This window comes from Asinibacterium sp. OR53 (assembly GCF_000515315.1).
GTDB lineage: Bacteria > Bacteroidota > Bacteroidia > Chitinophagales > Chitinophagaceae > Sediminibacterium.
Genome location: NZ_KI911562.1, coordinates 3,195,866 through 3,220,830, shown reverse-complemented (window position 1 = coordinate 3,220,830; position 24,965 = coordinate 3,195,866). Strand labels below are relative to the sequence as shown.

General features: G+C 45.2%; 25 protein-coding genes and 2 tRNA genes. 16 read left to right on the top strand and 11 right to left on the bottom strand.

Annotated features, from left to right (window positions below):
- Positions 1 to 55 precede the first annotated feature (55 nt).
- A complete protein-coding gene (pyrF, locus tag SEDOR53_RS0114340; protein ID WP_026770340.1) occupies positions 56 to 868 on the bottom strand; it encodes an orotidine-5'-phosphate decarboxylase in 813 nt (270 codons plus the stop codon).
- Positions 869 to 925: 57 nt separating this feature from the next.
- Between pyrF and SEDOR53_RS0114335 the strand changes: the two genes are divergently transcribed.
- Positions 926 to 2,008: a tryptophan 2,3-dioxygenase family protein gene (locus SEDOR53_RS0114335; protein ID WP_026770339.1), complete on the top strand. Its 1,083-nt coding sequence runs from the start codon at positions 926 to 928 to the stop codon at positions 2,006 to 2,008.
- On the opposite strand, the gene rocD is transcribed toward SEDOR53_RS0114335, so the two are convergent.
- Positions 1,974 to 3,212 (bottom strand): ornithine--oxo-acid transaminase, encoded by a 1,239-nt coding sequence (gene rocD, locus SEDOR53_RS0114330; RefSeq protein WP_026770338.1) that lies wholly within the window; start codon positions 3,210 to 3,212, stop codon positions 1,974 to 1,976. The two genes, SEDOR53_RS0114335 and rocD, sit on opposite strands and share 35 nt — an antisense overlap.
- A gap of 236 nt (positions 3,213 to 3,448) precedes the next feature.
- Here rocD and SEDOR53_RS0114325 point away from each other — a divergent pair, with 236 nt between their 5' ends.
- From SEDOR53_RS0114325 to SEDOR53_RS0114300, 6 genes are all read left to right on the top strand, one after another.
- Positions 3,449 to 4,582 carry a serine hydrolase gene (locus SEDOR53_RS0114325; protein ID WP_026770337.1) on the top strand — a complete coding sequence of 378 codons (1,134 nt, stop codon included), beginning with the start codon at positions 3,449 to 3,451 and terminating at the stop codon, positions 4,580 to 4,582.
- 32 nt (positions 4,583 to 4,614) lie between these two features.
- A complete protein-coding gene (locus tag SEDOR53_RS18145) occupies positions 4,615 to 5,643 on the top strand; it encodes a glycosyltransferase family 2 protein (RefSeq protein WP_037361386.1) in 1,029 nt (342 codons plus the stop codon).
- Positions 5,644 to 5,684: 41 nt separating this feature from the next.
- Entirely contained in the window at positions 5,685 to 5,888 is a 204-nt protein-coding gene (locus tag SEDOR53_RS0114315) for a hypothetical protein (RefSeq protein ID WP_026770336.1), read from the top strand.
- An 85-nt stretch (positions 5,889 to 5,973) separates the two neighbouring features.
- Positions 5,974 to 6,046 (top strand) — tRNA-Gly (locus SEDOR53_RS0114310).
- A gap of 36 nt (positions 6,047 to 6,082) precedes the next feature.
- Positions 6,083 to 6,168 (top strand) — tRNA-Leu (locus tag SEDOR53_RS0114305).
- A gap of 573 nt (positions 6,169 to 6,741) precedes the next feature.
- Positions 6,742 to 7,353: a trans-aconitate 2-methyltransferase gene (locus SEDOR53_RS0114300; protein ID WP_026770335.1), complete on the top strand. Its 612-nt coding sequence runs from the start codon at positions 6,742 to 6,744 to the stop codon at positions 7,351 to 7,353.
- A 277-nt stretch (positions 7,354 to 7,630) separates the two neighbouring features.
- On the opposite strand, the gene SEDOR53_RS0114295 is transcribed toward SEDOR53_RS0114300, so the two are convergent.
- The 3 genes from SEDOR53_RS0114295 to SEDOR53_RS0114285 are packed head-to-tail and all read right to left on the bottom strand — an operon-like array spanning position 7,631 to position 11,143.
- On the bottom strand, positions 7,631 to 9,100 hold the full coding sequence (locus SEDOR53_RS0114295; protein ID WP_026770334.1) for a cryptochrome/photolyase family protein: 1,470 nt from the start codon (positions 9,098 to 9,100) through the stop codon (positions 7,631 to 7,633).
- Between the two features lie 25 nt (positions 9,101 to 9,125).
- Complete coding sequence (locus SEDOR53_RS0114290) at positions 9,126 to 10,460, bottom strand: AarF/ABC1/UbiB kinase family protein (protein ID WP_026770333.1); 1,335 nt, start codon at positions 10,458 to 10,460, stop codon at positions 9,126 to 9,128.
- A gap of 26 nt (positions 10,461 to 10,486) precedes the next feature.
- Positions 10,487 to 11,143, bottom strand: coding sequence for a TetR family transcriptional regulator C-terminal domain-containing protein (locus SEDOR53_RS0114285; RefSeq protein ID WP_037361373.1), 657 nt, complete (start codon positions 11,141 to 11,143; stop codon positions 10,487 to 10,489).
- Positions 11,144 to 11,494: 351 nt separating this feature from the next.
- On the opposite strand from SEDOR53_RS0114285, the gene SEDOR53_RS0114275 reads away from it, so the two are divergent.
- Positions 11,495 to 12,193: an SDR family NAD(P)-dependent oxidoreductase gene (locus tag SEDOR53_RS0114275; RefSeq protein ID WP_026770331.1), complete on the top strand. Its 699-nt coding sequence runs from the start codon at positions 11,495 to 11,497 to the stop codon at positions 12,191 to 12,193.
- A gap of 63 nt (positions 12,194 to 12,256) precedes the next feature.
- Here the strand turns inward: SEDOR53_RS0114275 and SEDOR53_RS0114270 are convergent, their stop codons facing one another.
- Positions 12,257 to 12,967, bottom strand: a complete 711-nt coding sequence (locus SEDOR53_RS0114270; RefSeq protein ID WP_037361370.1) for an SDR family NAD(P)-dependent oxidoreductase — start codon at positions 12,965 to 12,967, stop codon at positions 12,257 to 12,259.
- Positions 12,968 to 13,086: 119 nt separating this feature from the next.
- Here SEDOR53_RS0114270 and SEDOR53_RS19520 point away from each other — a divergent pair, with 119 nt between their 5' ends.
- Positions 13,087 to 13,239 carry a DUF2256 domain-containing protein gene (locus SEDOR53_RS19520; protein ID WP_084220442.1) on the top strand — a complete coding sequence of 51 codons (153 nt, stop codon included), beginning with the start codon at positions 13,087 to 13,089 and terminating at the stop codon, positions 13,237 to 13,239.
- Here the strand turns inward: SEDOR53_RS19520 and SEDOR53_RS18140 are convergent.
- Positions 13,234 to 14,112: a MerR family transcriptional regulator gene (locus tag SEDOR53_RS18140; RefSeq protein WP_051347877.1), complete on the bottom strand. Its 879-nt coding sequence runs from the start codon at positions 14,110 to 14,112 to the stop codon at positions 13,234 to 13,236. The two genes, SEDOR53_RS19520 and SEDOR53_RS18140, sit on opposite strands and share 6 nt — an antisense overlap.
- A gap of 158 nt (positions 14,113 to 14,270) precedes the next feature.
- Here SEDOR53_RS18140 and folE point away from each other — a divergent pair, with 158 nt between their 5' ends.
- On the top strand, positions 14,271 to 14,912 hold the full coding sequence (gene folE / locus SEDOR53_RS0114260; RefSeq protein ID WP_084220441.1) for a GTP cyclohydrolase I FolE: 642 nt from the start codon (positions 14,271 to 14,273) through the stop codon (positions 14,910 to 14,912).
- A gap of 124 nt (positions 14,913 to 15,036) precedes the next feature.
- Here the strand turns inward: folE and SEDOR53_RS0114255 are convergent, their stop codons facing one another.
- Positions 15,037 to 15,312 (bottom strand): hypothetical protein, encoded by a 276-nt coding sequence (locus SEDOR53_RS0114255; protein WP_026770328.1) that lies wholly within the window; start codon positions 15,310 to 15,312, stop codon positions 15,037 to 15,039.
- A 50-nt stretch (positions 15,313 to 15,362) separates the two neighbouring features.
- Positions 15,363 to 15,809: a hypothetical protein gene (locus tag SEDOR53_RS0114250; protein ID WP_026770327.1), complete on the bottom strand. Its 447-nt coding sequence runs from the start codon at positions 15,807 to 15,809 to the stop codon at positions 15,363 to 15,365.
- Between the two features lie 1,123 nt (positions 15,810 to 16,932).
- Between SEDOR53_RS0114250 and SEDOR53_RS0114240 the strand changes: the two genes are divergently transcribed.
- The 4 genes from SEDOR53_RS0114240 to SEDOR53_RS0114225 are packed head-to-tail and all read left to right on the top strand — an operon-like array spanning position 16,933 to position 20,962.
- Entirely contained in the window at positions 16,933 to 18,249 is a 1,317-nt protein-coding gene (locus SEDOR53_RS0114240; protein WP_026770325.1) for a gluconate:H+ symporter, read from the top strand.
- A gap of 12 nt (positions 18,250 to 18,261) precedes the next feature.
- The gene (locus SEDOR53_RS0114235) at positions 18,262 to 18,732 is read left to right on the top strand and encodes a RidA family protein (RefSeq protein WP_026770324.1); all 471 of its coding nucleotides are present in this window, start codon (positions 18,262 to 18,264) and stop codon (positions 18,730 to 18,732) included.
- Positions 18,733 to 18,762: 30 nt separating this feature from the next.
- Positions 18,763 to 19,863 carry a D-TA family PLP-dependent enzyme gene (locus SEDOR53_RS0114230; RefSeq protein ID WP_026770323.1) on the top strand — a complete coding sequence of 367 codons (1,101 nt, stop codon included), beginning with the start codon at positions 18,763 to 18,765 and terminating at the stop codon, positions 19,861 to 19,863.
- Positions 19,864 to 19,873: 10 nt separating this feature from the next.
- Entirely contained in the window at positions 19,874 to 20,962 is a 1,089-nt protein-coding gene (locus tag SEDOR53_RS0114225; RefSeq protein ID WP_026770322.1) for a dipeptidase, read from the top strand.
- A 6-nt stretch (positions 20,963 to 20,968) separates the two neighbouring features.
- Here the strand turns inward: SEDOR53_RS0114225 and SEDOR53_RS0114220 are convergent, their stop codons facing one another.
- Entirely contained in the window at positions 20,969 to 21,490 is a 522-nt protein-coding gene (locus SEDOR53_RS0114220) for a GNAT family N-acetyltransferase (RefSeq protein WP_026770321.1), read from the bottom strand.
- A 148-nt stretch (positions 21,491 to 21,638) separates the two neighbouring features.
- On the opposite strand from SEDOR53_RS0114220, the gene SEDOR53_RS0114215 reads away from it, so the two are divergent.
- Positions 21,639 to 22,430, top strand: coding sequence for a hypothetical protein (locus SEDOR53_RS0114215; RefSeq protein WP_037361366.1), 792 nt, complete (start codon positions 21,639 to 21,641; stop codon positions 22,428 to 22,430).
- A gap of 15 nt (positions 22,431 to 22,445) precedes the next feature.
- Here the strand turns inward: SEDOR53_RS0114215 and SEDOR53_RS0114210 are convergent, their stop codons facing one another.
- Positions 22,446 to 23,105, bottom strand: a complete 660-nt coding sequence (locus tag SEDOR53_RS0114210; RefSeq protein WP_026770319.1) for an HD domain-containing protein — start codon at positions 23,103 to 23,105, stop codon at positions 22,446 to 22,448.
- Between the two features lie 141 nt (positions 23,106 to 23,246).
- Between SEDOR53_RS0114210 and SEDOR53_RS0114205 the strand changes: the two genes are divergently transcribed.
- Positions 23,247 to 24,917 carry a sodium/solute symporter gene (locus SEDOR53_RS0114205; RefSeq protein WP_026770318.1) on the top strand — a complete coding sequence of 557 codons (1,671 nt, stop codon included), beginning with the start codon at positions 23,247 to 23,249 and terminating at the stop codon, positions 24,915 to 24,917.
- The last annotated feature ends 48 nt before the right edge of the window (positions 24,918 to 24,965 follow it).

Here is a 24,965-nt window from a genome sequence, read left to right as displayed (position 1 = left end):
AATACCTGATTTAACGTTAAAACTGAGCCGTCAAGATAGGCAAAATAAATGAGGCTCAGGCTTCGAGGTACTGCTTCATTTCAGCAGCATAAGTGGCCGCAATGGTAGCAGCTTCTTCGGCAAAATTTTCTTTGCTGCTGGCGAAGATGATGGCGCGGCTGGCATTGACCAGCAAACCACAGTCTTTGTTCAATCCATACTGCGATACTTCTTCGAGACTACCGCCCTGAAAACCAACACCGGGTACCAACAGGAAATGATCGGGTATGATGGTGCGAATATGTTGCAGGTCGCTGGCGCGGGTAGCGCCTACTACAAACATCAGGTTATTGGGTGTGCCCCAGGAAACTGTTTTTTCCAGTACCTGTTCGTACAACATTTTATCGCCGGAAGCCAGCAACAGTTTTTGGAAATCAAGACTGCCTGCATTGGAAGTGAGGCCCAGTACAATGGTCCATTTGTTTTCGTATTCCAGGAAGGGGCGCACACTGTCTTCACCCATGTAAGGCGCTACCGTTACTGCATCGAAGGGCAGCACTTCAAAAAAGGTCTTGGCGTATTGCGAAGAAGTATTGCCAATATCGCCCCGCTTCGCATCGGCTATTTTGAAATGGGTGGAAGGAATATAGTTCACGGTTTTTTCCAGGGCTTCCCAACCCTTCAAACCCTGTGATTCATAAAAAGCAGTGTTGATCTTGTAACTCACACAATATTCGAGGGTAGCATCGATGATGGCTTTGTTGAAGGCAAATACGGCATCGGGGTGTGATTGCAGGTGGGGTGGAATTTTGGTGATGTCGGTATCCAGTCCCACCGTTAAATAAGATTTCTTTTGCTGTATTTGTGCTACCAGTTCTGTACGTGTCATAGATTGCAAAGATAATGGTAAACAAAGCTTTTCTTTGCTGAAAGAACGATGCTTGTTATGAAAAAGGAACCCCTGTATTATGGCAGTTACCTGCACCTGGAAAAGATATTGGACAGTCAGCACCCGGTGAGTTTTGAAGAAGGCCATACACCTGCGCACGATGAAATGCTCTTCATCATCATACACCAGGCTTATGAACTATGGTTCAAACAGATATTGTTTGAGCTGGATTATGTGATGCATATATTTTCACAGGAAAAGATCAATGATAACTCCGAGGATATGAACCTGGTGCGGCACCGCCTGCACCGGATCATCCGCATACTGGAACTGCTGAACCAGCAGATCACTATCCTCAATACCATGACCCCGCTCGATTTCCTGGAGTTCCGCAACCTGCTCACGCCTTCATCCGGCTTCCAGAGTGCGCAGTTCAGGCTGATTGAGGCGAGGCTGGGATTGCAGATCGATAAACGGCATCAGAAAGACTATTACAAACGCACCAATGAAGGCGGGTTTACCCGGAATGATTATGAACGTATCACAGCCGTAGAAACAGAAAAGAACCTGTTGCAACTGGTGAACGACTGGCTGGAACGCATGCCTTTTTTTGATACAGAACTATGGCATCAGTATAAGCCTGCAACAACGAACAATACTACGGACCATCCTTTCTGGAATGATTACCGGGCTATTTATCTGCAAGGCTTAACAGAACGTGAACAGGGCAAGATATTTGATTTCGATTATGTCTTTTTTGAAAAAGCGCACGTCGATTATACGTCGGAGCAACTGGAAACACTGCGCAGTAATTTTTCACCCAAAGCCATGCGGGCTGCTTTGTTCATCATGCTGTACCGCGATTTCCCGGTATTCCAAACATCTTACCAACTGCTCGACGCCTTGATTGAAATTGATCACCTGCTCAGCAACTGGCGCCACAAGCACCTCATCATGGTGCGCCGTATGATAGGCATGCGGGTAGGCACGGGCAATACTTCCGGAGCAGGCTACCTGGAAGGAGCATTGGGCAAACATTATGTGTACCGCGATTTATCGGGCCTTGCTACTTACCTGATCGAAAGAAAAAACCTGCCCAGGCTGCCTATTGAGTTAATGAAGCAGCTAGGCTTTCACTAATGATTTCTACGCACTCCAGTATCTGTTCGCGATTGATGAGCAACGGAGGAGCGAAACGGATCTTATCGCCATGTGTAGGTTTGGCCAGCAATCCTTTTTCTTTCAATGTCAGGCAAAGCTCCCATGCAGCATCAGCATTGGCGTGATCGATAACGATGGCGTTGAGCAGGCCTTTGCCACGGATGGTATGAATATGCGGAGAAGCCAGCTTAGCCAGTTCGCTACGCATCAATTCACCCATGACCGCTGCATTTTCAGCCATCTGCTCATCTTTCAATACTTTTAGTGCTTCCATGGCTACGGCACAGGCCAGCGGATTGCCGCCATAAGTAGAACCATGCTCACCGGGTAGGATGTTGAGCATCACTTCATCATCGGCGAGTACGGCGGATACGGGTAACATGCCACCGCTGAGGGCTTTGCCGAGGATGAGTATATCGGGACGAACATTTTCATGATCACAGGCCAGCATTTTTCCCGTGCGTGCCAGTCCGGTTTGTATCTCATCTGCAATGAACAGCACATTGTAGTGCGAACAGAGCTCGCGTACTTTTTGCAAATAGCCATCATCAGGCACTACCACGCCAGCTTCGCCCTGTATGGGTTCTACCATAAAGGCTGCTACGTTTTTATCCTGCAATGCTTTTTCCAGTGCAATGATGTCATTGTAAGGAATGATCTCAAACCCCGGCATATAAGGACCAAAACCTTTATAACTGCTGGGATCGGTAGAGGAGGAGATAGCAGCGAGTGTTCTTCCCCAAAAATTTCCTTCTGCAAAAATGATCTTTGCATGGTTCTCTGCAACACCTTTACGGGCATAAGCCCATCTCCTGGCCAGCTTGATGGCTGTTTCACCGCCTTCTACGCCTGTATTCATAGGCAGCACTTTGTCGTAACCAAAATAGGCAGTGATGAATTGCGCATATTCACCCAATAAGTTGTTGTGAAAGGCGCGGGATGTGAGTGTGAGCTTCTGCGCCTGTTCAATGAGGGCGCGAACGATCCGGGGGTGACAGTGGCCCTGGTTAACGGCCGAATAACCGCTCAGAAAATCATAATAACGTTTACCGTCAATATCCCAGAGGAAAACACCTTCTCCTCTTTCGAGCACAACGGGGAGGGGATGGTAATTATGTGCCCCGTATTTTTCTTCCAGCTGTAAGTACGCGCTGGTTGATTTGGATAAAGTAAGTAGTGACATGGTTGTATTGTATGTGATCGGCTTCACCTGAAAAGCATCAACGCTTGTTCAAATGAAAAATGATAAAATGGATTGAAAAGATTGCAATAAAGCAAATGCGCCTGCGCAGCAGTATTCTATTGAGCTGGATGATCTAAAAAATCAAGATTGAGGTGCAGGAATCGCATAATAGGGTTTCTGCATGCAAGATACGACAAGGATGTCGGTAAACGGAATAAAATTTGTATTTTCAGAATATGAAAAAAATACTCAAACGTATTGTTCTGTCATTGATGGGGCTGATTGCCATTTTCTCTGCTTATGCCTGGATCAGTGGCAAGACTTATCTCTTCAAAGCAGTATGGTACAATTTCGCCAATATCGACGATTATAAAATATTCTCCAATACGACTGTTAATACCGGCGTACCGCAACCCTGGCACAATGCAGTCAATTACAATAAGATCAATTATCCCGATAGCCTCAATCAACTCATGGAAGACCTGGGCTCCGTTGGTTTGTTAGTCATCAGGAATGATTCGGTGGCTTTTGAAAAGTATTGGGATGGATATAGCGACAGCTCTTTATCGGGTTCTTTCTCTATGGCCAAAAGCATTACGAGTTTATTGATAGGGGTGGCATTAAAAGAAGGGGAGATCAAATCCTTGCAGGAGCCTATTGGCCATTACCTGCCGGAATTCAGCATCGGAACCAAAGCCCGGGTAAAGATTATCGACCTGCTTACCATGAGCAGCGGATCGGATTTTGATGAATCTTATTGGAATCCTTTTTCCGTTACAACCGACCTGTATTATGGAAGCGATGCATACAAAACCGCAGTCAATGTAAAAATGGTGCAGGAACCGGGCACTTTGCACCGGTATAAAAGCGGTGATACCCAATTGCTGGGATTGATACTGGAAAAAGCAACGGGGCAATCGTTGGGTGATTATGCTGCTGTTAAATTATGGCAGCCCCTGGGTGCTGAGCATCCGGCATTGTGGAGCACGGATCATGAGAACGGACATGCCAAAGCCTATTGTTGTTTCAATTCCAATACACGTGATTTTGCGCGCATTGGCCAATTGATGTTAGACAGTGGCAAGTGGAAGGGTGTGCCTGTGATCGATAGCGATTATTATGCTGCATCTATCAAAGCCTGCGGTATCACCGATACCCACGGCAAGCCCTGTGATTATTATGGTTACCAGTGGTGGATCGATCCGTTGCATCCGGATATATTTTATGCAAGGGGCATCCTGGGGCAGTACATCATTGTGATCCCTTCAAAAAAGACCATCATCGTAAGGCTGGGTAAAATGACGTCGATGACAAGAGAACGCACAGTGCCGAAAGAAGTACGGTGGCTGATTAACTGGGGACTTTCCTGAATGCCTTATTTTCGCACAAAATCACCTGATCGTTGAACCCAAGTGTAGCAGTCGTTATCCTGAATTATAATGGCAGGCATTACCTGGAGCAGTTCCTGCCCTCTGTACTGGCTTCCACTTACCCTGGTGTAAGGGTGGTGGTGGCCGATAATGCATCTACCGATGACTCACTTGAATACTTGCGTAATTCATTCCCGGGTGTGGAAGTACTTACACATGATACCAATGAAGGATTTGCCGGCGGCTATAACTGGGCCCTTCGCCTGGTGAAGGCTGATTATTACGTGTTGCTTAATTCCGATGTGTGTGTGACGCCCGGTTGGATTGAACCGGTGATCAGTCTCATGGAAACTGATGCAAAGATTGCTGCCTGTCAGCCTAAACTATTGTCATATAAAGAACCGGGGATGTTTGAATACGCGGGTGCGGCCGGCGGATGGATCGATTCGTTGGGTTATCCCTTTTCACGTGGCCGGATCTTCGATGTCTGTGAGCCCGATGAGCAGCAATACAATGATACGATCCCTGTTTTCTGGGCATCCGGGGCAGCTATGTTCATACGCGCGGAACTTTATCATGCTATGGGCGGACTCGACGCTTCATTTTTCGCGCACCAGGAAGAGATTGATCTCTGTTGGCGCCTGCAACTGGCTGGATATAAGATCATGTCGTGCCCGGCTTCGGTAGTATATCATGTTGGTGCGGGTACTTTACCACGTGGAGGAAGGAAAGTTTTTTTGAATTTCCGCAACAACCTGCTGATGTTGCACAAGAACCTGCCCTGGAATGAAAAAATATGGAAACTGCCTTTGCGGCTGGTGCTCGACGGTGTATCGGCAATAAAGGGATTATTGCAGGGTGATGTGGATTTTTTTACGGCTATTTTCAAGGCGCATTTTGCTGTACACAGGCTTTGGCTGAAAAGGGGAGAGATCCATAAAAGTCAGCAGCGGCGGCCTTTGTGTGGGTTAGACGGTGTGTATGAAGGGACGGTCGTATGGCAATATTTTGTGAAGCGGAAAACCCGTTTCCGGGATATTATTCAAAAGAAGGTTTTATAATTTGTGAAGCCCGCCTTATTTTTGCAAAGCAATCAGAAAATATGTCAAACGAAACGAACAACGTAGGAGAAAAAGATTTTACCAAAAACTGGGTAAATTCATCAAGGTTTCTGTTTTATCTACAGGTATTTTGCATGCTGGCATTTGTTTTAGGCGGATGTTATCGTTTGTATCACCAGCGTTATAAAGGCAAGCCCGATATAGAGATCCAGGGAAGCTCCAAGTACACACCGGAATACAAATAAAACCCGGGATACTGCAAGAAAAATTTGGCTGTTAATCGCAGATTCCTATTTTTGCACTCCCAATTTAGTTCTTAAACAAAGAATCGCGGAAGTAGCTCATTTGGTAGAGCACGACCTTGCCAAGGTCGGGGTGGCCGGTTCGAGCCCGGTCTTCCGCTCTAATCCCGCCTCGAGCGGGATTTTTTTTGTAGTCTGCCCCGGTGGTGGAACTGGTAGACACGCAGGACTTAAAATCCTGTTCGCCGAAACGCGAGTACGGGTTCGATTCCCGTCTGGGGCACAAAAGCTGAAAATCGGCTTTTAGAAACCGTTTAAACTCAATTGTTTAGACGGTTTCTTGCTTTCACAGGTGTCAAAAAAGGTGTCAATTATGTCTTAAAGATATAATTAAAAATAAAAAGCAACATCTTTTGTTAGCCCTAGAATTGCCACATGTTATTTTATTCAAACAACCTCATTTAGCTAAAAGAGTATTTAATGAGTTAGTAGATCATTATAAGGAAGAATATGGTAATGGAGATTATCATTGAGGCCCATATATATATATGTCGGCTCCCCTTTATTTTTACCCACGGTTAGTTAGAGTTTTCTAAGATGATGTTAGTGATGTTCATTCTTGGTACTGCTCATTTTCGTGTTGAGTTTATTCGCGAAGAGGCTGAATATGTCTTCCACACCGAATAATTCAAGTTCGCTGAATTATTTATATAGAAACTTGGCAAGTAAAATCAGGAAATTGGATACATAAATATATTTAAATAAGCCTATCAAAGTAAAGGTCGACAGCGCCCAAAGTCCGCTGACGATGCCCATTCCAAGTCCAAATTTGACCCGGATGGCCTATCTTTATTGTATGGATAAGCGCAGCCATTGGGATCATATCTATCGGCACAAGACACCGGATCAGCTCAGCTGGACCCAGGAAACGCCCGCCACCTCCCTCGATTTCATCGACACTTTCCGGCTCCCCCGAAATGCCCGGATCATCGACATAGGCGGAGGCGAAAGCCGGCTCGCCGAGTTGCTATTAGAAAAGGGCTACAAGGATATCACTGTCCTGGATATCTCGGAAGAAGCCATCAAATGCGCACAAGACCGGCTCGGTGAAAAAGCCACCCTTGTACAATGGATCGTTGCCGACATTGCCGACTTCGAGCCGCCGCACCCCTATGATCTTTGGCATGACCGCGCCACATTCCACTTCCTTACTACTGCACCCCAAGTATCCAACTACCTTGACCATGCTCGCACCGCCCTCCCTTTAGGTGGCTACCTCGTCATTGGCACCTTCTCGGACAAAGGACCGGACAAATGCAGTGGTCTTCCTGTCCACCGATACACGGAGGAAACCCTGTCCGGGGAACTACACAATGGCTTCAACAAAATCAAATGCATCACCGAAGACCATGAGACGCCCTTCCACACCGTCCAAAACTTCCTCTTTTGTTCCTTTAAACGCGCATAGCATCTCGAAGTCGGTCATCCTGGTAAGATTCGTGAGATGTTAAACAAATTTGCCGTATCGGGAAAAATAATTCAATTGCATTGTTAAGAATATTAAGCACTTAATTCTACAACTAGTCTCGAATCTGCAAATGGTACCCTTCAGGATTTGGCTCCCCACCGGCGACATATTTTATTCTGCACCGTCTTCATGAATTTACCAGTGTGCGCCGGTGAGTGCCGTGTATGAAAATGGTTTTATAAAACCAATAATAAGACAGTAGAGAAGAGCCAACAAACTATTTATCGTTCTTCAATAAAAATGCTTCTGCAGCACCGAGGTGCGCATTCTTTTTAGTGATCTCCATTTTTTTCCAGGCTGTGGCCAGCATCGACAGACGGGGTTGCGATTCGAAGAATGCGATATGGCCGGCAATAAAATGCCAGAAAAGACCATCCCAGGTTACAGACCAGGCGCCTTTTGAATAATCACTCATTTTTAAGAGATAGTTGCTGCCGCTGATATAGGGCTTGGTGCTCATCTTGCCACCGTCTGCAAATAAACTCATACCATATATATTAGGTACCATTACCCAATCATAGGCATCGATGAATAAACCCATGAACCACTTATACACTTCGTCGGGGTGAAAACCGCATAGGTTCATAAAGTTGGATAATACCATCAGTCTTTCTATGTGATGGGCATAGCCCGTTCGGAGTACTTTGTTGATGGTACAGTCTATAGGTGTAATACCCGTAGTGCCATTATAAAAGGAGGATGGTATTTTTCTTGTATGGCCCCAGAAATTCGATCTGCGTTGTTTGGCGCCTGTGTACTCATAGACGCCTCTCACATATTCGCGCCAACCAATAAGCTGGCGTAAAAATCCTTCCATCGAGTTCAGTGGTATCGATTGGTTGCGCCCATAAGCCAGGCTTTTATCAATAACGATTTTGATGTCCAGCAATCCTGTATTCAATAAGGGAGAGATAACGCTGTGATGAAGAAAGTGCGCGTCTTTTACAATACTGTCTTCATATATCCCAAAAGCATGAAAACGGTGTTGTAAAAAATCATCGAACCACCGATCGGCATCGGTAAAATTAAGCGGGTACCGGGTTTGCACGGAGAGCTCGCCGGGATGATCACTAAAGTGACGGTTGGTATACTTACAAGCCTCATCCCATACGGTGCTGGAAGATGGTTTTGCCAGAGGAGGCGGGTGGTTGTTCGTGGGATACTTCTTTCGGTTTTCTGCATCATAACTCCATTTGCCTCCCAGGGGTTTGTTTCCTTCCATCAGCAGGTCAAGCCGCTTGCGCTGGTATTTATAGAAGTCTGACTGATGGAAAACTTCCCTGTTGCCAAAGTAGCTGTCGATATCAGCTTTGGATGTGAGGAAAAGCCGGTTGTCATACCAGTGCAACCTAAAGTCTTTCGCCGAAAGTTGGATCCTTTTGTGTAGCCAGTCATCTACCGGGTCGTACAGGTGTATTTCCGCAATACCAATCGTTTTGAAGGTTTGTAAGAGGCTCCTGATGTCCGATATATTTTGCGTTGCTTCGATATACTCTACCTGGTAACCGTTTGATTGAAGATAAACTTCATAATATTTCATTGACGCCCGGTGAAAAGCGATTTTCTGTTTATGAAAATGATATTGACGAAAGAAGAGATATTCTTCCACCAGGTACACCCGGGCATGCTTAGGCAGAGCCGGGTTCCTGAAAAGCTGATTAGGAAATACAATGGCAGCGGTAGTCAAGTGTAAAATGTTGGATACATAATGATTACTGGGAAGCAGGCACGTTCAGGCGCTCATAATTCCGAATGGTTATCCTGCCCGGGCGCAAGGCATGCATCATATTATAAAGACCAAAGAAGGTTCTGTTCAGGTAGATAAAATGTTTCGAACCCCTGTTGGTATTCATAGACCGAACCTGGCTCATGCTTGCATACCGCTGCCCCATGACAGCAATCGCTTCAAAAAAGCGCTCATCGGAAAAATCAAAAAACTCTTCGTTAAAAGGGCGGGTAAACAAAGTCAGCATATCATGAAAAAGTGTGGTGAAGAATGTTTTTTCCTCGTTCGTGTCGCTCGGCAAAAGGATCTCCAGTTCATAGAGTTTTTCTTCAAAAAAGCGAGGGTTGTTGAGGTTGCTGCTTATGGCCAATTCAAAGTAAGGGATATAAAATTCGGGCGGTATTTCTTTGATGCAGCCAAAATCAATGACAATCAGTTCGTGAGTAGCAGATACCAGGAAGTTGCCGGGGTGGGGGTCTGCATGGAGTCTTTTGAGTACGTGCATCTGGTACATATAAAAATCCCATAAGGTCTGTCCCAAAGCATGCAAGCATTCCGGCTCATTGTTGGTGCGTTGTACAAATTCAGAAAAATGTACGCCTTCCATCCAGTCCATTGTAAGAACCTTGTCGCAGGAGTACTCAGGATAGTAACCGGGGAAACGAAGGCCGGGTAATTCCCGGCAATCATGCGCGAACTGTTTGCTGCGCTCTAATTCGAGAAGATAGTCTGTTTCTTCAAGCAGCTTTTGTTCCACTTCTTCGAAATATTTTGCAGAGCCTTCTTTTTTTATGTGGAACATCTTCATGGCAATGGGTTTTACAATGGCCAGGTCAGACGAGATGCTTTCCCGCACGCCCGGATACTGTATCTTCACTGCGAGCCGGCGGCCATTCTTCTCGGCCTGATGCACCTGTCCGATGCTGGCAGCATTTATGGCTTCCACAGAAAATGTATCAAACAGCGCCTCCGGATTTTTACCGAAATATTTACGGAATGTTTTCTTTATAAGGGCGCCTGAAAGCGGCGGCACAGAGAACTGCGACAAAGAAAATGTTTCAACGTAGGCCTGGGGCATGATGTTTTTCTCCATGCTGAGCATCTGCGCTATTTTCAATGCAGAGCCCTTAAGTGTTTTCAGGCTGTCGTAAATATCGAGTGCGTTGTTTTTGTGCAGTTGCTCTTTTGCTATTTCTTCATCTTCGAGAGATATCCTGCTGCCGTAATATTGCAGGTAATTGATACCAACTTTAGCGCCGGCTTTTAATAAGTTGCCTACCCTTTCTATTTTTCTTTTCGGTATCTTATCTAGTGTTTTCATATCGTTCTCCTGGCTGGTGTTGCTCGTTAAATGGCAGGAACTTTTTCAGACCAAAGAAATTTTCCCAGGTCGAAGAATTTACCCAGTATAGCAGTATTGATGATTTCAAAACCAAGTTCTATGGATTTTTCTATGTACATGTCTGTCTTCTCAAAGCCGGGTGACCGATCATCTTTCCAGAATTGCAAGACCGACAGGAAGTGCGCCCATATGAGCTCTGCTCTTGTTTTTTCGCTTACCTGTTTGAGTTTTCCGGGCGCGTTGGCAATGAGCCCCTGCTCCTTGAATCCAACCGACTGAATATAAGTATTGAATTGACGGTGTAAAGGTCGCAGTTGCTGCAGTTTATTGGTCAGGGGAGCGCGGAGCAGGTGTAACACCAGGGAGCGGTTCAGTGTCAGGTTTTCGAAGAATACAAAGTAAAAGTGAAGTAGTTTTTCTTTCGGGCTCATGGCGTCGTAGCCATCGGTTTGGATTACCAGTTCAAGGGATTGCTGGAAGAAGTACACCAGGTACTCACTTTCCAGTGACTCAAAACTGGTAAAATAGCGATAAAAATGGTCTTCGCTGATCCCCAGCTTTTTTGTGAACTGATAAACATTTACCGGTGGTTTGCCCTCTGTTAACAAATGATCGCTGTAGTGCCCCATCAGCTCTTTTTTGTCAATTGTTTTCTTTTTCATAGCGCATTTTTTTAATGGCGCTCAGGTGAATTTTCCGGAAGCCGGGATAAACCTTTCGGGTGATGAACCTGCGGAAAGGTTGGGTGCGCCTTTTTTGATGATTATTTTCACTTGTAAAATTAGACAGAAATAACATTATGGCCAAAATAAACTAATTTAGTACAATTTATTTTTGATTTAAATTAGACAAAGGCACCCCGGGGATTAATGATTGGGTTGTACCAGCGCATGATTCAACATGGGAGACTACATAAATTATATAAAATGTCTAAGAATTAGCTAAATTTGTTAGACCATTTGCAAAGAGCCAACAACTCTGTTCTGCAATCAAATAATGGTTCAATCACATTTATGAAATCTTATTTAGTCGTTGGAGGTTCTTCCGGCATAGGCAAGCAGATCGCAGAGATGCTCTACATGGAAGGGCATCGGGTCTTCGCCACTTACTGCCGCAATAAAAAAGAAAATACGGATCGTTTATCCTACCATTACCTGGATGTTACTTCCGATGAGGTTGATTTTGCTTTTCTTCCCGCCAGGCTGGATGGCGTGGTATATTGTCCCGGTAGCCTGAGACTGAGGCCATTCAACCGTACAGCGCTGGCCGACTATGAGGCAGACTATCGTTTGCAGGTAGTGGGTGCCTTGAAAATATTACAGCATGTGGTTCCCCTGATGAAAGAGAGCGGGAGAGGGTCGGTGGTATTGTTCTCCAGCGTGGCTGCCGGCAGGGGTTTTCCCTTTCATGCAAGTGTTGCAGCCTGCAAAGGAGCCATTGAAGGGTTAACGAAGGCATTGGCGGCAGAGCTGGCACCTGTGATCAGGGTTAACTGTGTAGCCCCGTCGCTCACCAACACCCCGCTTACGGCAGGCTTGTTGAATTCAGAGGAAAAATTGAGGCAGCATTCGGGCAGACATCCGCTTCAACGTGTGGGCGAAGCGCAGGATATAGCGGCGGCGGCTATGTTTCTACTGGGCGATCATGCCGGTTGGATCACTGCCCAAACCATGCATGTTGACGGAGGCTTATCGGCTATTGCGCTTCCCTGATTACATGGCAGCATCTTAAAAAAGACATACTGCCTGAAAGCGTTAATTCTGCTGTTCTCTGCGTTACCAGGGAATTACTTTCCCATCCCTGAAAAACTGACCGGTGGGCCCGTCAGCCGGCAATGAGGCAGCCCACACGATGCCGGCAGCTCCCTCGCTGACAGGCCTGGCTCCCCAATTTTCGGTACCGGGGTAGGTGGCCACAAAACCCGGACAAACCGAATTTATTTTGATGCCGTCTGCAGTGAATTCACGGGCGCATTTTATCGTAAGCCCATTGAGTGCCAGCTTGGAAATTCCATAAGCAGGTACGCCGCCGGGATTGACTGCCATCCCAAAAACTTCATCTGAGAAAGATCCGGCGCCGCTTGACACATTTACAATACGGGGGTTTGGACTCTTGATGAGTAAGGGCTTAAAAGCTTTGATCATACGCCAGGTTCCCATCAGGTTGGTATCGAGTGCATTTGCTACATATTCCATATCTGTACCCAGTACCGTTCCTCCCTGGTCATAATAGCCTCCTGCATTGTTCACAAGCACATCAAGCCTTCCAAAATCCAGCTCCACCTGCCGGGCAGCTTCTGCAATGCTTTGCTCGTTGCGGACGTCGATGGCAAGCGCTTTCAGACCATGTGGCGCAGCCAGTTGCCTGGCTGTTTCCAGGCCCCTGGCCGTAATAATTACTTCAAAGCCTTTATTCTTTAACTGTTTTGCCGTTTCCAGGCCAAGGCCCTGTTGCCTGCTGACGCCTGTGATGAGTGCAAGTTCCATGAATGATATTTTTATATTGATTGATTAATTGGGGGTAAGCCGGATAGTGCTTAAATGGGTATTATTTTTGTCTAAATTTATAATAAATTAGATAGACAATAAAATTTAAAGAGTCCGGCATGCCGCTGAAAGATAGAAAGCCCCTGCCTCAGAAGTTATGTGTCGTTTGCAGGCGTCCTTTTTCCTGGCGGAAAAAATGGCAGCATAACTGGACTGAGGTCAAATATTGCAGTGATGCGTGCCGTAAGTTCAGAGGTAAAAAGAGCTTATAAAAAAGTAAACAGATCGCCGGGTTCTTTTAACCAATGTATATGATCACTGACAGGTGTTGTATTGGAGTTAAGGGTACTGCAGATGAGCAATTGACAATGCTGTTTGTGCGCTATTTTTCCAAGATGTTCCGCGTGCTGCAGGGCATCTGTTACAGATGTCAGAAAGGTCAGCATGTGCGTAACGCGGCCATGCTGCGAGGCAAAGTCGAGGCTATCATAAGGCAAATCGCGTCCGAGATAAATGGTAGATAACCCCTTGCTTCTGATGATATAATCGCTCAGTAAAAGTCCGATCTCGTGCATTTCTCCGGGTGGCAGGAACAGCAGGAAACGTTTGGATAGATCACTTGCGCATGGAAGGGCGTCCAGGGCGGACTGGATTTTTCGTTGCAGGAGATTGCTGGCAAAATGCTCTTGCGCAGGGGTGGTGTTACTGGTAGTCCATAGTACGCCCGTTTTGCGCAGGAAGGGGTAAATAAGTTGCAACATAGCCTCATACAGTCCGAATTTGATGATCATCGAAGAGATGATTTTATCGAACGTATTTTCATCAAAAGACAACATAGCAGCTACCATATTGTTGATGTGCGCCTGCATGGGTGCGTCAATCTGCGCCTCAGTGGCTTTCAGAACAAGACTTTGCAGTTCTTCTTCAGGCAATGCTATCAGCCTGGAAGCTTTATGTCCCAGTGGCAGAAGGGTAGCAATATTGAGCAGGCGGCGTAGCTGGGTACCATCATAATAGCGTATATTGGTTACCGTACGGTGTGGCAGAAGGGCACGGTAGCGTTTCTCCCACGCTCTCAGACTGTAAGCGCTGATGCCGGTTAAGTATTCAACCTCTTTGATGGAGTAATGTTCTGTAACGCTCATACGGCACTAAAGTAAGACAAAATTATTTTTTAACGGCTTATTATTTTTTTATGACTAACTTTTTTATTTTTTAGTTAGACAAAATAGAACTAGTTTTATGCTTCAATATTACACAAAACATCATGCAAATTCAGTATCAAAGAGCTTTAGCTTGTCAAATGGCGTCCGTTTCCGGTGAAGAAGATCATTTTTCCAGCGGGTCTCAAACGCCGTTACGTCCGGATGCATTTGTCATGAGTGCAGAGGAAAAAGTGCACGATATCGCTTATCATTTCAGATCTATCATGCATACGTTGGGATTGGACCTGAGTGATGACAGCCTGAAGGATACTCCCATGCGTGTAGCTAAGATGTATGTGCGGGAGCTGTTTTCCGGGCTCGATCCGGTAAATAAGCCGGCCATCTCGCTGTTCGACAATAGCTATGGTTACGGTCAACTCCTGCTCGAAAAAAATATTCCTTTTGTCAGTCAATGCGAGCATCATTTTGTGCCGATTCGCGGCAAGGCACATGTTGCCTATTTCGCCGGCGATAAGGTCATTGGTTTATCCAAGCTCAACAGGATCGTAGATTATTTTGCCAGGCGTCCGCAGGTGCAGGAGCGTTTAACAGTACAGATTGGGCAGGAGTTGCAACAGGTGCTCTCCACCGAGGATGTAGCTGTTATTATTGATGCCGAGCATATGTGTGTTTCCATGCGGGGTATCAGACAGGACGGGTGCAGCACCGTTAGCTCTTTTTATGGAGGACGTTTTAACAACGCATCTGTAAAAAATGAATTGCTGCTGCAGTTGAAATGATCCTGCTATTGTCTTAGCCCCCTAAAAGGCTTGACTAAAATTGAAAAATAATTTAGTCACAATAAATTTAGGAACCATTTCAAAAGCAAGAAGTAGCTCTAAGACAGTTCATTTTGCTTTACTGCTAATGGCTTCGGTAGAAAAAGAATGCATATCCTAAAACACTTGCCAGTACAACCAACCCAAGTAGTGCCAACTTCTGCACCAAGTACTTCTTTTTTTCTTCCGTTGAATCAATCCCTTTATAATAAAAATAACTCGTGGCAACTGAAAAGAATAGTAGTAAGGCTGCTATTATGCTCATCCAAAATATAGATTTGACCATAAGTATTGTAAATACCCAAATCGCAATGAGTATATAACTTACTATAGTTTTTTTATGTTTTGTTGCAGTTATCATATACGCTTTTTAAAAGTAAATTAAAGAGATTGCTTATTGTGCAAAACACATCATACTGTAGGACAGCCACTTTTACATGCAGATAAACCTGCCCAAGCACCTGCCATGCAAATTAGAGCGCCAAAACCTGTTTCTACTAAAAGAGCACATACACCAGCACTAATATAATATTGATTTTGACAAGAAGTTATACAAGGGTCACTGACAAGATTTGTGGCAACCCTCTTGTCACCAATTGTCTGGTCCTGATTACTTATCACCAACTGTATGGCATTAGCAATTATATTTGTCTTTTTGTCTTGCGAAATTTTTGATAATTCAGGAAAAGTAGATACGATTTTTCTTGAAAGTAAGAAATTTTTATTGATTAATGCGTAAATATCATCTCCGTTAGCAAATTGAGAATTTACTACTTCTTTTATCGATTTTAAATCATCTTTTTGAATTCGAGAAAGTTGTGTGAAAAAATCGCTGTTTAGGGGATCTTTTTTATGCATAAATGAATTCGGATAGGCACTTGCTAAGGCTAATTCTTTAAGTGTTGATAGATTTGCAACAAATGCTTTAAAATCGTCTAATTGAGAAAGGTCCGTTGTAAGTTTGTTTTCAGAAGTTGGTAAATAATTTTTTTCTTCCTTAGCATCTTTTTTGCAACTTATAATAGTCGTTACTGAAATAATTAAAATTGTAACGAGAGCACAAAAAATAGTTTTAATTGGCGAGCTTAACTTTATTGAAGGAACAAATTAAAATTATAAACTTATTTTCGAAATATTTCACGGTTTTTTTCGGTGTTTTCACCCAATTTGCTTCGGTGTTTTACACATTATTTCATAGGCCCATTTATTTAACTTGTTTTCAATCAACCAGATATACCAATCATTATTGTGAGCGAATAGGTCACTGAAAAGTAGGCGTTTTTGGGAAGTAAACAGCTTTGTGAAATAATGGAACTTTTTTCCTCGGTCTTGGTAACAGAGCATAATCGGGTGAAGTTTTCGCTTGTTCGCAATGATAAGGCTTCAATATGAACTCGAGAACTCTCCGGCCAACTGGCGGAACTGTTCTGTACATGAAGTCGAGAACCCCGGCCAACTCGCGGAGCTGATCTGTACATGAAGCCGAGAAACCCGGCCAACTCGCGGAACTGATCTGTATATGAAGCCGAGAACCCCGGCCAACTGGCGGAACTGTTCTGTACATGAAGCCGAGAAACCCGGCCAACTCGCGGAGCTGATCTGTACATGAAGCCGAGAAACCCGGCAACTCGCGGAGCTGATCTGTACATGAAGCCGAGAAACCCGGCAACTCGCGGAACTGATCTGTATATGAAGCCGAGAAACTCGGCTAACTCGTGGAACTGATCCGTACATGGGGCCGAGAAACTCGGCCAACTCGCAGGACTGTTCAGTATATGAAGCCGGGAACCCCGGCCAACTCGCGGAACTGATCTGTACATGAAGCCGGGAAACCCGGCCAACTCGCGGAGCTGGTCTGCACATGAAGCCGGGAAACCCGGCCAACTCACGGGAGCCCCTTGTATAATGAGTATAAGTTTAGTGCTAAGTGAGTAGAGTACCCTATTTTTGAAGTGAACGCTTCCTGCAGCCTGACGAAATAATGCATATACTCATTATTATACTTTTTATTGCCATCCTGATCGTGCTTATTACAGTAGGCAAAATCAATACATTCCTGTCTTTTTTAGTGGTGTCTATAGCAGCGGGGATCGCCCTCGGAATTCCGTTGGATAAATTAGGCAATTCCGTTAAAACAGGCATTGGAGATACTGCCGGGTCGTTAACGGTGATCATTGTACTGGGAGCCATGCTGGGTAAACTGGTAGCTGAAAGCGGCGCTGCGAAAAAGATCGCCTCTGTATTGGTAACGGCTTTTGGTGCAAAACATATCCAATGGGCATTGATGATCACCGGGTTTATTGTGGGCATCCCGTTATACTACGGCGTTGGATTCATATTGCTGGTGCCGCTTATTTTTTCTATCGTTTATCAATACAAATTACCCGCTGTGTACATTGGGTTGCCCATGCTGGCGGCCTTATCTGTTACGCACGGCTTTTTGCCACCTCATCCGTCGCCTGTTGCATTGGCTTCGTTATTCAACGCAGATGTGGGGCTTACCCTGGTGTATGGTTTGTTGGTAGCAATACCTGCTATCATTATGGCCGGACCTGTCTTTGCCAGTACACTGAAGAAAATCGATACCGAACCGCTGGAGTTGTTCCAGCAGCACGAAAAAGATGTGTACCAGGAACCTGGCATTGGAAACAGTTTCTTTGCCACTTTACTGCCGGTATTCCTTTTGATATTGCTTACCATCATACAACACAGTGCCAGTAAAGCTTTTTCGGGAAGTTCGCTTTTTGCTTTCATCAGTGATCCATCTGTGGTGATGATCGTTTCATTGGCTGCGGCTACTTATACGATCGGGATAAGGCAAGGCATGAGCATGAAACATGTGATGGACATCTATGCCAATGCAGTGAAAGACATCGCCATGATCTTGCTGATCATTGCGGGATCCGGTATCTTAAAACAGGTGATGACCGATAGTGGTGTAAGTGCCGAGCTGGCTGCTGCTTTACAAAAACTACCGGTACATCCATTGGTGCTGGGTTGGTTGATTGCGGCGCTGATACGCGCCTGTGTTGGCTCTGCAACGGTTGCGGCATTAACAGCGGCGGGCGTGATCTTGCCACTGATGATGCAATCGCATATCAACCCCAACCTGATGGTACTGTCGGTAGGCGCCGGCAGCCTCATGTTCTCGCATGTGAATGATGCGGGCTTTTGGATGTTCAAAGAATATTTCGGTCTCTCAGTAAAAGATACCTTGCGTTCGTGGTCTATCATGGAAATGATTGTTTCTGTAGTTGGACTAACAGGCGTATTGGTATTGAACCTATTCATAAAATAAAACCTCATTGATATGACAACCATTAATGCAGATGAAAAATTAAAAGAGCTAAACCTCACGCTGCCTCCTGCACCGTCGCCGCTGGGTGTGTACAAACCCTGCCTGGTTGATGGCAAATATTTGTACCTGTCTGGCCACGGCCCTGTTCAAAATGACAAATCACTGATCATTGGCCGCGTCGGCGCCGATATGGATATGGAGGCCGGTAAACTGGCCGCACGCCAGGTAGGGTTAACCATGCTGGCTACTATTCAAGCGCAACTGGGCAGCTTAAATAAAATAAAGCGTGTGATCAAAGTATTGGGCATGGTCAATTGCACACCCGATTTTAAACGGCACCCTTATGTGATCAATGGCTGTAGCGAACTGTTCGCTTCGATCTGGGGTGAAGAAAATGGAGTAGGAGTCAGAAGCGCGGTTGGATTTGGTTCTTTGCCGGATAACATACCTGTTGAGATCGAGGCTTTGTTTGAATTAGTATAAACCATTGTTACTTCTTTTAAAACCTCACAAATGTATAATCGTTACCTGGCAGATGTAACAGGGATAGATTCTCCCGCATTGCTGGTATATCCGGATATCGTAAGGGATAATATTCGCGTTGCCAAAGAAATGATTGGTGATGTTAATCGGTTGCGCCCGCATGTTAAAACCAATAAAACAGCGGAAGTAAATCAATTAATGTTGGATGCAGGTATTACCAAATTCAAATGTGCCACCATTGCGGAAGCTGAAATGTTGGGCAATCTGCACGCACCCGATGTATTGCTGGCATATCAACCGATCGGCCCCAAAATAACGCGATTGATAGCGCTTTCAAAAGCCTATCCGGCTACAATATTCTCCTGCCTGATTGATAACCAGGCCAGCGCCGTGGAGTTATCCCGTGCAGCACAGGAAAATAATATTATCATCAGGGTATTCATCGATTTAAATACGGGCATGAACCGTACGGGTATTCAGCCGCAAGAAGCAGCGGGCCTGATCAAATATGCGAAGGAGTTGAAAGGTATACAAATAGTGGGCTTGCATGCTTACGATGGGCATATTCGTGATACCGACCTGGCAACCCGGCAAATGAAAAGTGACGCAGCTTTTGCACTGGTACAAACGCTGAAAGAACAGGTTAATCCGTTGTTCGATCATCCGCTCACCATTGTTGCAGGCGGCTCGCCTACTTATCCAACACATGTCAAAAGGAGTGGAGTAGAGTGCAGTCCCGGTACATTTATATTTTGGGATTGGAATTATAAACACCATGCACCGGAACAACCCTTTGAATATGGCGCTATCCTGATCACAAGAGTAGTGTCTGTGATTGATGCTGTTACCGTTTGTGTTGATCTCGGACATAAATCCGTTGCCGCAGAAAATCCCTTGCCGCGTGTACATTTTCTGAATGCGCCGGAAGCAACACCTGTAGGCCAAAGCGAGGAACACCTAGTGTTGCGGGTGCCGGACAGCGCACAATATTCCATCGGCACTGTATTGTACGGTGTTCCTGTTCATATATGTCCAACGGTGGCTTTATATGAAAGAGTGCATGTGATAGAAGATGGGAAAAAAGTGGGTGAGTGGAAAGTAATAGCCCGCGACCGATTTATTCATTACTGAAAATTGCCGTATGCCCAACAAAAAAATACGATTGATCATAGATGCGCACCTGGATCTAAGTATGAATGCACTCGAATGGAATCGTGACCTGCGTTTGCCGGTAGCGGCCATCAACCAGCGGGAAAAAGGAATGACCGATAAGCCCGACAGAGCGAAAGCAACGGTGTCATTACCTGCATTGCGGGAAGGAAATATCGGATTAGTGGTGGCAACACAGATCGCGCGTTATGTAACCGAAGATAATCCTTTGCCCGGCTGGCATTCACCCGAGCAGGCATGGGCGCAAACACAGGGACAGCTTGCGTGGTACAAAGCGATGGAAGATGCCGGAGAAATGGTGATGATCAAAAACAAAACTGCGCTCGATGAACATGTTGCTTTATGGCTCAACGATGACCCCAATGATCAAAAACCTGTTGGATATATTTTAAGCCTGGAAGGAGCAGATTCCATCATTACACCGGCTTATCTTAAAAGAGCTTACAGCATGGGTTTGAGGGCTATAGGGCCGGCTCATTACGGCCCAGGTCGCTATGCCAACGGAACAGATGCCACCGGGAAACTTTCGACAGCAGGGAAAGAGTTGCTGAAAGAAATGGATCGCCTGCAGATGATACTGGATGCAACGCATCTTTGCGATGATGCATTCTGGGATGCATTATCAATCTATCAGGGACCGGTTTGGGCGAGCCATAACAATTGCCGTGCGTTGGTGAACCATAACCGGCAGTTCAGTGATGAAATGATCAATACACTGGTAGAAAGAAAAGCAGTCATCGGTGTGGCGCTGGATGCCTGGATGATGGTTCCTGGCTGGGTACGTGGCCAATCAACACCAGAAGGCATGCATTGCAATATGGCAAAAATGATAGATCATATCGACCATATTTGTCAGCTTGCAGGTAATACCGCACATGTTGCAATTGGTACGGACCTGGATGGTGCATTTGGAAAGGAGCAATGTCCTTATGACCTCGAAACGATCGCTGATCTGCAAAAGATACCGGCGCTCTTACTACAAAAGGGATACCATCAAACGGATATCGACAATATCATGCATAATAACTGGGTGCAATTTTTACGCAATGCATGGTCATGATGCAGGCTAATGCAATGCCAGTTTCATCATGATATCTGTTTGCTCGTCATTGCCTAACCTGAAAATATGTTTATCGAACGGCACCAATCCATTTTTCTTATAGAAATTGATGGCCTTTGTATTTTCTTCCCAAACGCCCAGCCACAAATAATGAGCATTGCGTTCCCGGGCAACCTGCAGCGCATGTTTAAATAACAGTTGACCAACCTGTTTTCCCTGGTATGCTTTCAATACATAGATCCGTTCAATTTCGACAGCGTTGTTGTCTTTCTTTTCTGTTTGTGCCTGACCAAAATTGATCTTTAAGTAACCCAAGACGTTCATGGTATCAGTAGCAAAATAAAACGCCGAATGATCGTTATTTATTTCTTCTTTCAGTTTGTCATAATTGAATGCGCTATCCAGGTATATCTGCATGTCTTCTTCGGTATTCACTTCCTGAAATGTTTCCCTAAATGTTTGTGTACTGATGCTTTGCAGTGCTTCTACGTCGCTTATGGTTACTTTTCTAATCTCGATTGTATTCATGTTTATATTTGAAAATTTATTAATATTATAGCAATAGCGACATAAAATTACCCATTGTTCGTGCATAGATTTAATACCGTTTCATATTATCAACTTAATTTATTTCAATAACAAGATCATAACAGGTATATTTGGTTCTACTACAATTATGAATCATCTGGTTGGAGATTTTATTTTGTTTGCCTCCTTATTCGGGATACTCTTGTCGCTTTTGCTTTTGTGCTACATCAACAAGCATTCCAGCAAGAGCAATATCTACCTTGCCATTTTCTTTTTTCTGAATTCCGTTTATGGTCTTAGTGCTTATATACTGGCTCACTCCGGATCGGCCATGCTGTTGGCTCCATTATATGGAACCATAGCGCCTTTGCTCTTTTTACTGGGACCCGCCGGCTTTTTTTATGTAAGAAGTGTATTGAGAGACGATCCGCGGTTGAGTAAATGGGATATGCTTCATTTTGTCCCGTTCCTTGTTCAACTGGTGAATGCGCTGCCTTATATTTTCACACCCTATGCGTATAAAGTGCAAAATGTAACCCAACTGGCCAACGATATCGGCCTTATTCCGTATGTAAAAACAGGATGGTTCATTACACCTATGGTGAATTATTTACTCCGGCCGGGACATATATTTATTTATGCAGTAGGGCAGAGTATTGTATTGTATAAATGGATGCGGAAAGATGAAGTTTTGATGAAATTGAAGGAGGTCGTGATCCAGTGGTTATACCTGTTTACAGTTGTTTGCCTGATCCTGTTCGGGGGCTTTTTTACAGTAACAGTTTGGACTTATACTATGGAAGACAAATATGCAGCAATACACCTGGGGCGCCCTTTAATGAAGATCAGTTTCGTTCCATTTATTTTATTGAACGGGTTGATTTTTCTTTTCCCTAAGATACTGTACGGTTTGCCCGGGCGGCGTGCTTCCACGCACTGACTTTAATTCGCTGGTTTATGCCGATAAGGACCCATTCCACTCGCGGTAAAACTGCTCGAGGAAATTTTCCATGAACCGGTGCCTTTCCAGGGCCATGCCCTTGCCTGTTTCTGTATGCATGCGGTCTTTCAGCAGCAGCAGCTTTTCATAGAAATGGTTGATGGTAGGGGCATTGGTTTTTTTATACGCTTCACGGCTCATGTTGAGATCGGGCGGAATAGCAGGGTTATAAATTTCCCTGTTCTTAAAACCTCCGTAATGAAATGCACGTGCAATGCCGATGGCTCCTAAGGCATCGAGGCGGTCGGCATCCCGCACCACGGCTAGTTCGGGTGAATGAAAAGCCGCTTCGAAATGGCCGCCTTTGAATGAAATATGTGCGATGATGTTTTTGACATGATCGATCACTTCAACCGGTACCTGTAACAATTCCAGGAACTGGCCCGCTTTTCGCGGCCCAATACTTTCATCACCGCCGTGGAACTTGGCATCCGCAATATCGTGCAGCAGGGCGCCCAGTTCCACTACCAGCTGATCCACCGATTCGGTTTGGGCAATGCGCCTGGTATTGTTCCATACCCTTTCTATATGGAACCAATCGTGCCCGCCTTCTGCACCTTCCAACTCCTTTTTCACATAGGCAGCTGTTGCTGCAATGATCTCCTGGTTGTTCATGCTGCAATAGTAAGGCTTAATTGGATGCCGGTAACATTGAGCCATTGAGTTATTGTGCCATTTGCACATTAATTTTAGTATGAATCCTTATCTTTCAGCCTACATTCCCAAATCGTAACAATCAAACCTTCGATCGCCCCAATGAAAACATTACAAAGTCTGGACTACCTGGTCTTTCTCTTTTATTTCCTGGTAGTGGCCTCTTATGGCTTCTGGGTCTACCGGAAAAAGAAATCAGCGCAAACCAGTTCAAAAGATTATTTCCTTGCCGAAGGATCGCTCACATGGTGGGCCATCGGTGCTTCACTCATCGCTTCCAATATATCTGCCGAGCAGATGATTGGTATGAGCGGCTCGGGTTTTAAAATGGGACTGGCCATCGCTTCCTACGAATGGATGGCGGCGGCTACTTTATTGATTGTGGCTGTATTCTTCATGCCCATCTACCTGAAGAATAAGATCTATACCATGCCGCAATTCCTTAACCAGCGCTACAATTCAACTGTAGCCATGATCATGGCCATTTTCTGGTTGTTATTGTATGTGGTGGTGAACCTCACTTCTATTTTGTACCTCGGTGCCCTGGCCATCAGCAGTATCTCGGGCATCAGTATTACTGCCTGTATGATTGGACTGGCCATTTTTGCCGTAATCATTACACTGGGCGGTATGAAAGTGATCGGTTATACCGATGTGATCCAGGTATTCTTCCTGGTACTGGGCGGATTGGTAACCACCTATCTTGCCCTGAACCTGGTATCTGAAAAATTCGGTGATACAGGTATTGTAAAAGGCTTTCATCACTTGTTGAATTCGGCCGATGATCATTTTCACATGATCCTCAAAAAAGACAATCCCAACTACCTCGATCTGCCGGGACTCACGGTACTGGTAGGAGGTATGTGGATTGCCAACCTGAACTATTGGGGATGTAACCAGTACATTACACAAAGAGCGCTGGGTGCATCGCTTCCTACGGCAAGGGGTGGGTTGCTTTTTGCCGCCTTCCTGAAACTGCTCATGCCGGTGATCGTTTGTTTGCCGGGTATTGCCGCATTCGTACTGCACCAGAAAGGCAGCTTCCAAACAGAAATGATGCAAGGTGGGGAACTCAATCCTGATAAGGCATATCCCGTGTTGTTGAACCTGCTGCCTGCCGGACTCAAAGGATTGTCCTTCGCAGCATTGACCGCTGCCGTGGTGGCTTCCCTGGCGGGTAAGGCCAACAGTATTTCCACCATCTTTACCCTCGACATTTACAAGAAAGTGATCAATAAAGAGGCCGATGAGAAGAAAATGGTATGGATAGGAAAAGCTACCATTATCATTGCCATGATCCTGGCGTTGATCATTGCCCCCATGCTGGGCATTGATAAAAAAGGAGGGTTTCAGTTCATCCAGGAATATACCGGATTTGTATCGCCGGGTATTTTTGCCATGTTCTTCCTGGGCTTTTTTTGGAAAAAGACAAGCTCCAATGCCGCTTTGTTTGCTACAGTTGGCGGTTTCGGACTCTCGATCCTTTTCAAGAAGCTGCCTGGTTTCATGGACCTTTCTTTCCTCGCTTCCTCCGGCTTTTCCAAAGCCAATGCCGATGGGGTTTATGAGATACCATTCCTCGACAGGATGGGCATTGTATTCCTGTTCTGTGTTATCGGTATGTATATCATCAGCATGATCGACCGGAGAAGAGGAGTAGAAATGAAGGGACTGGAAATAGATACCAAAATGTTTGGTATGAATAAAAGTTTTGCTGCCGGCGCCCTGATCGTTTGCGGGTTACTGGTTGCCCTGTATACTTTATTCTGGTAAATTTTAATTAACCGTCATCCTGAGCGAGCGAAGCGAGTCGAAGGACCT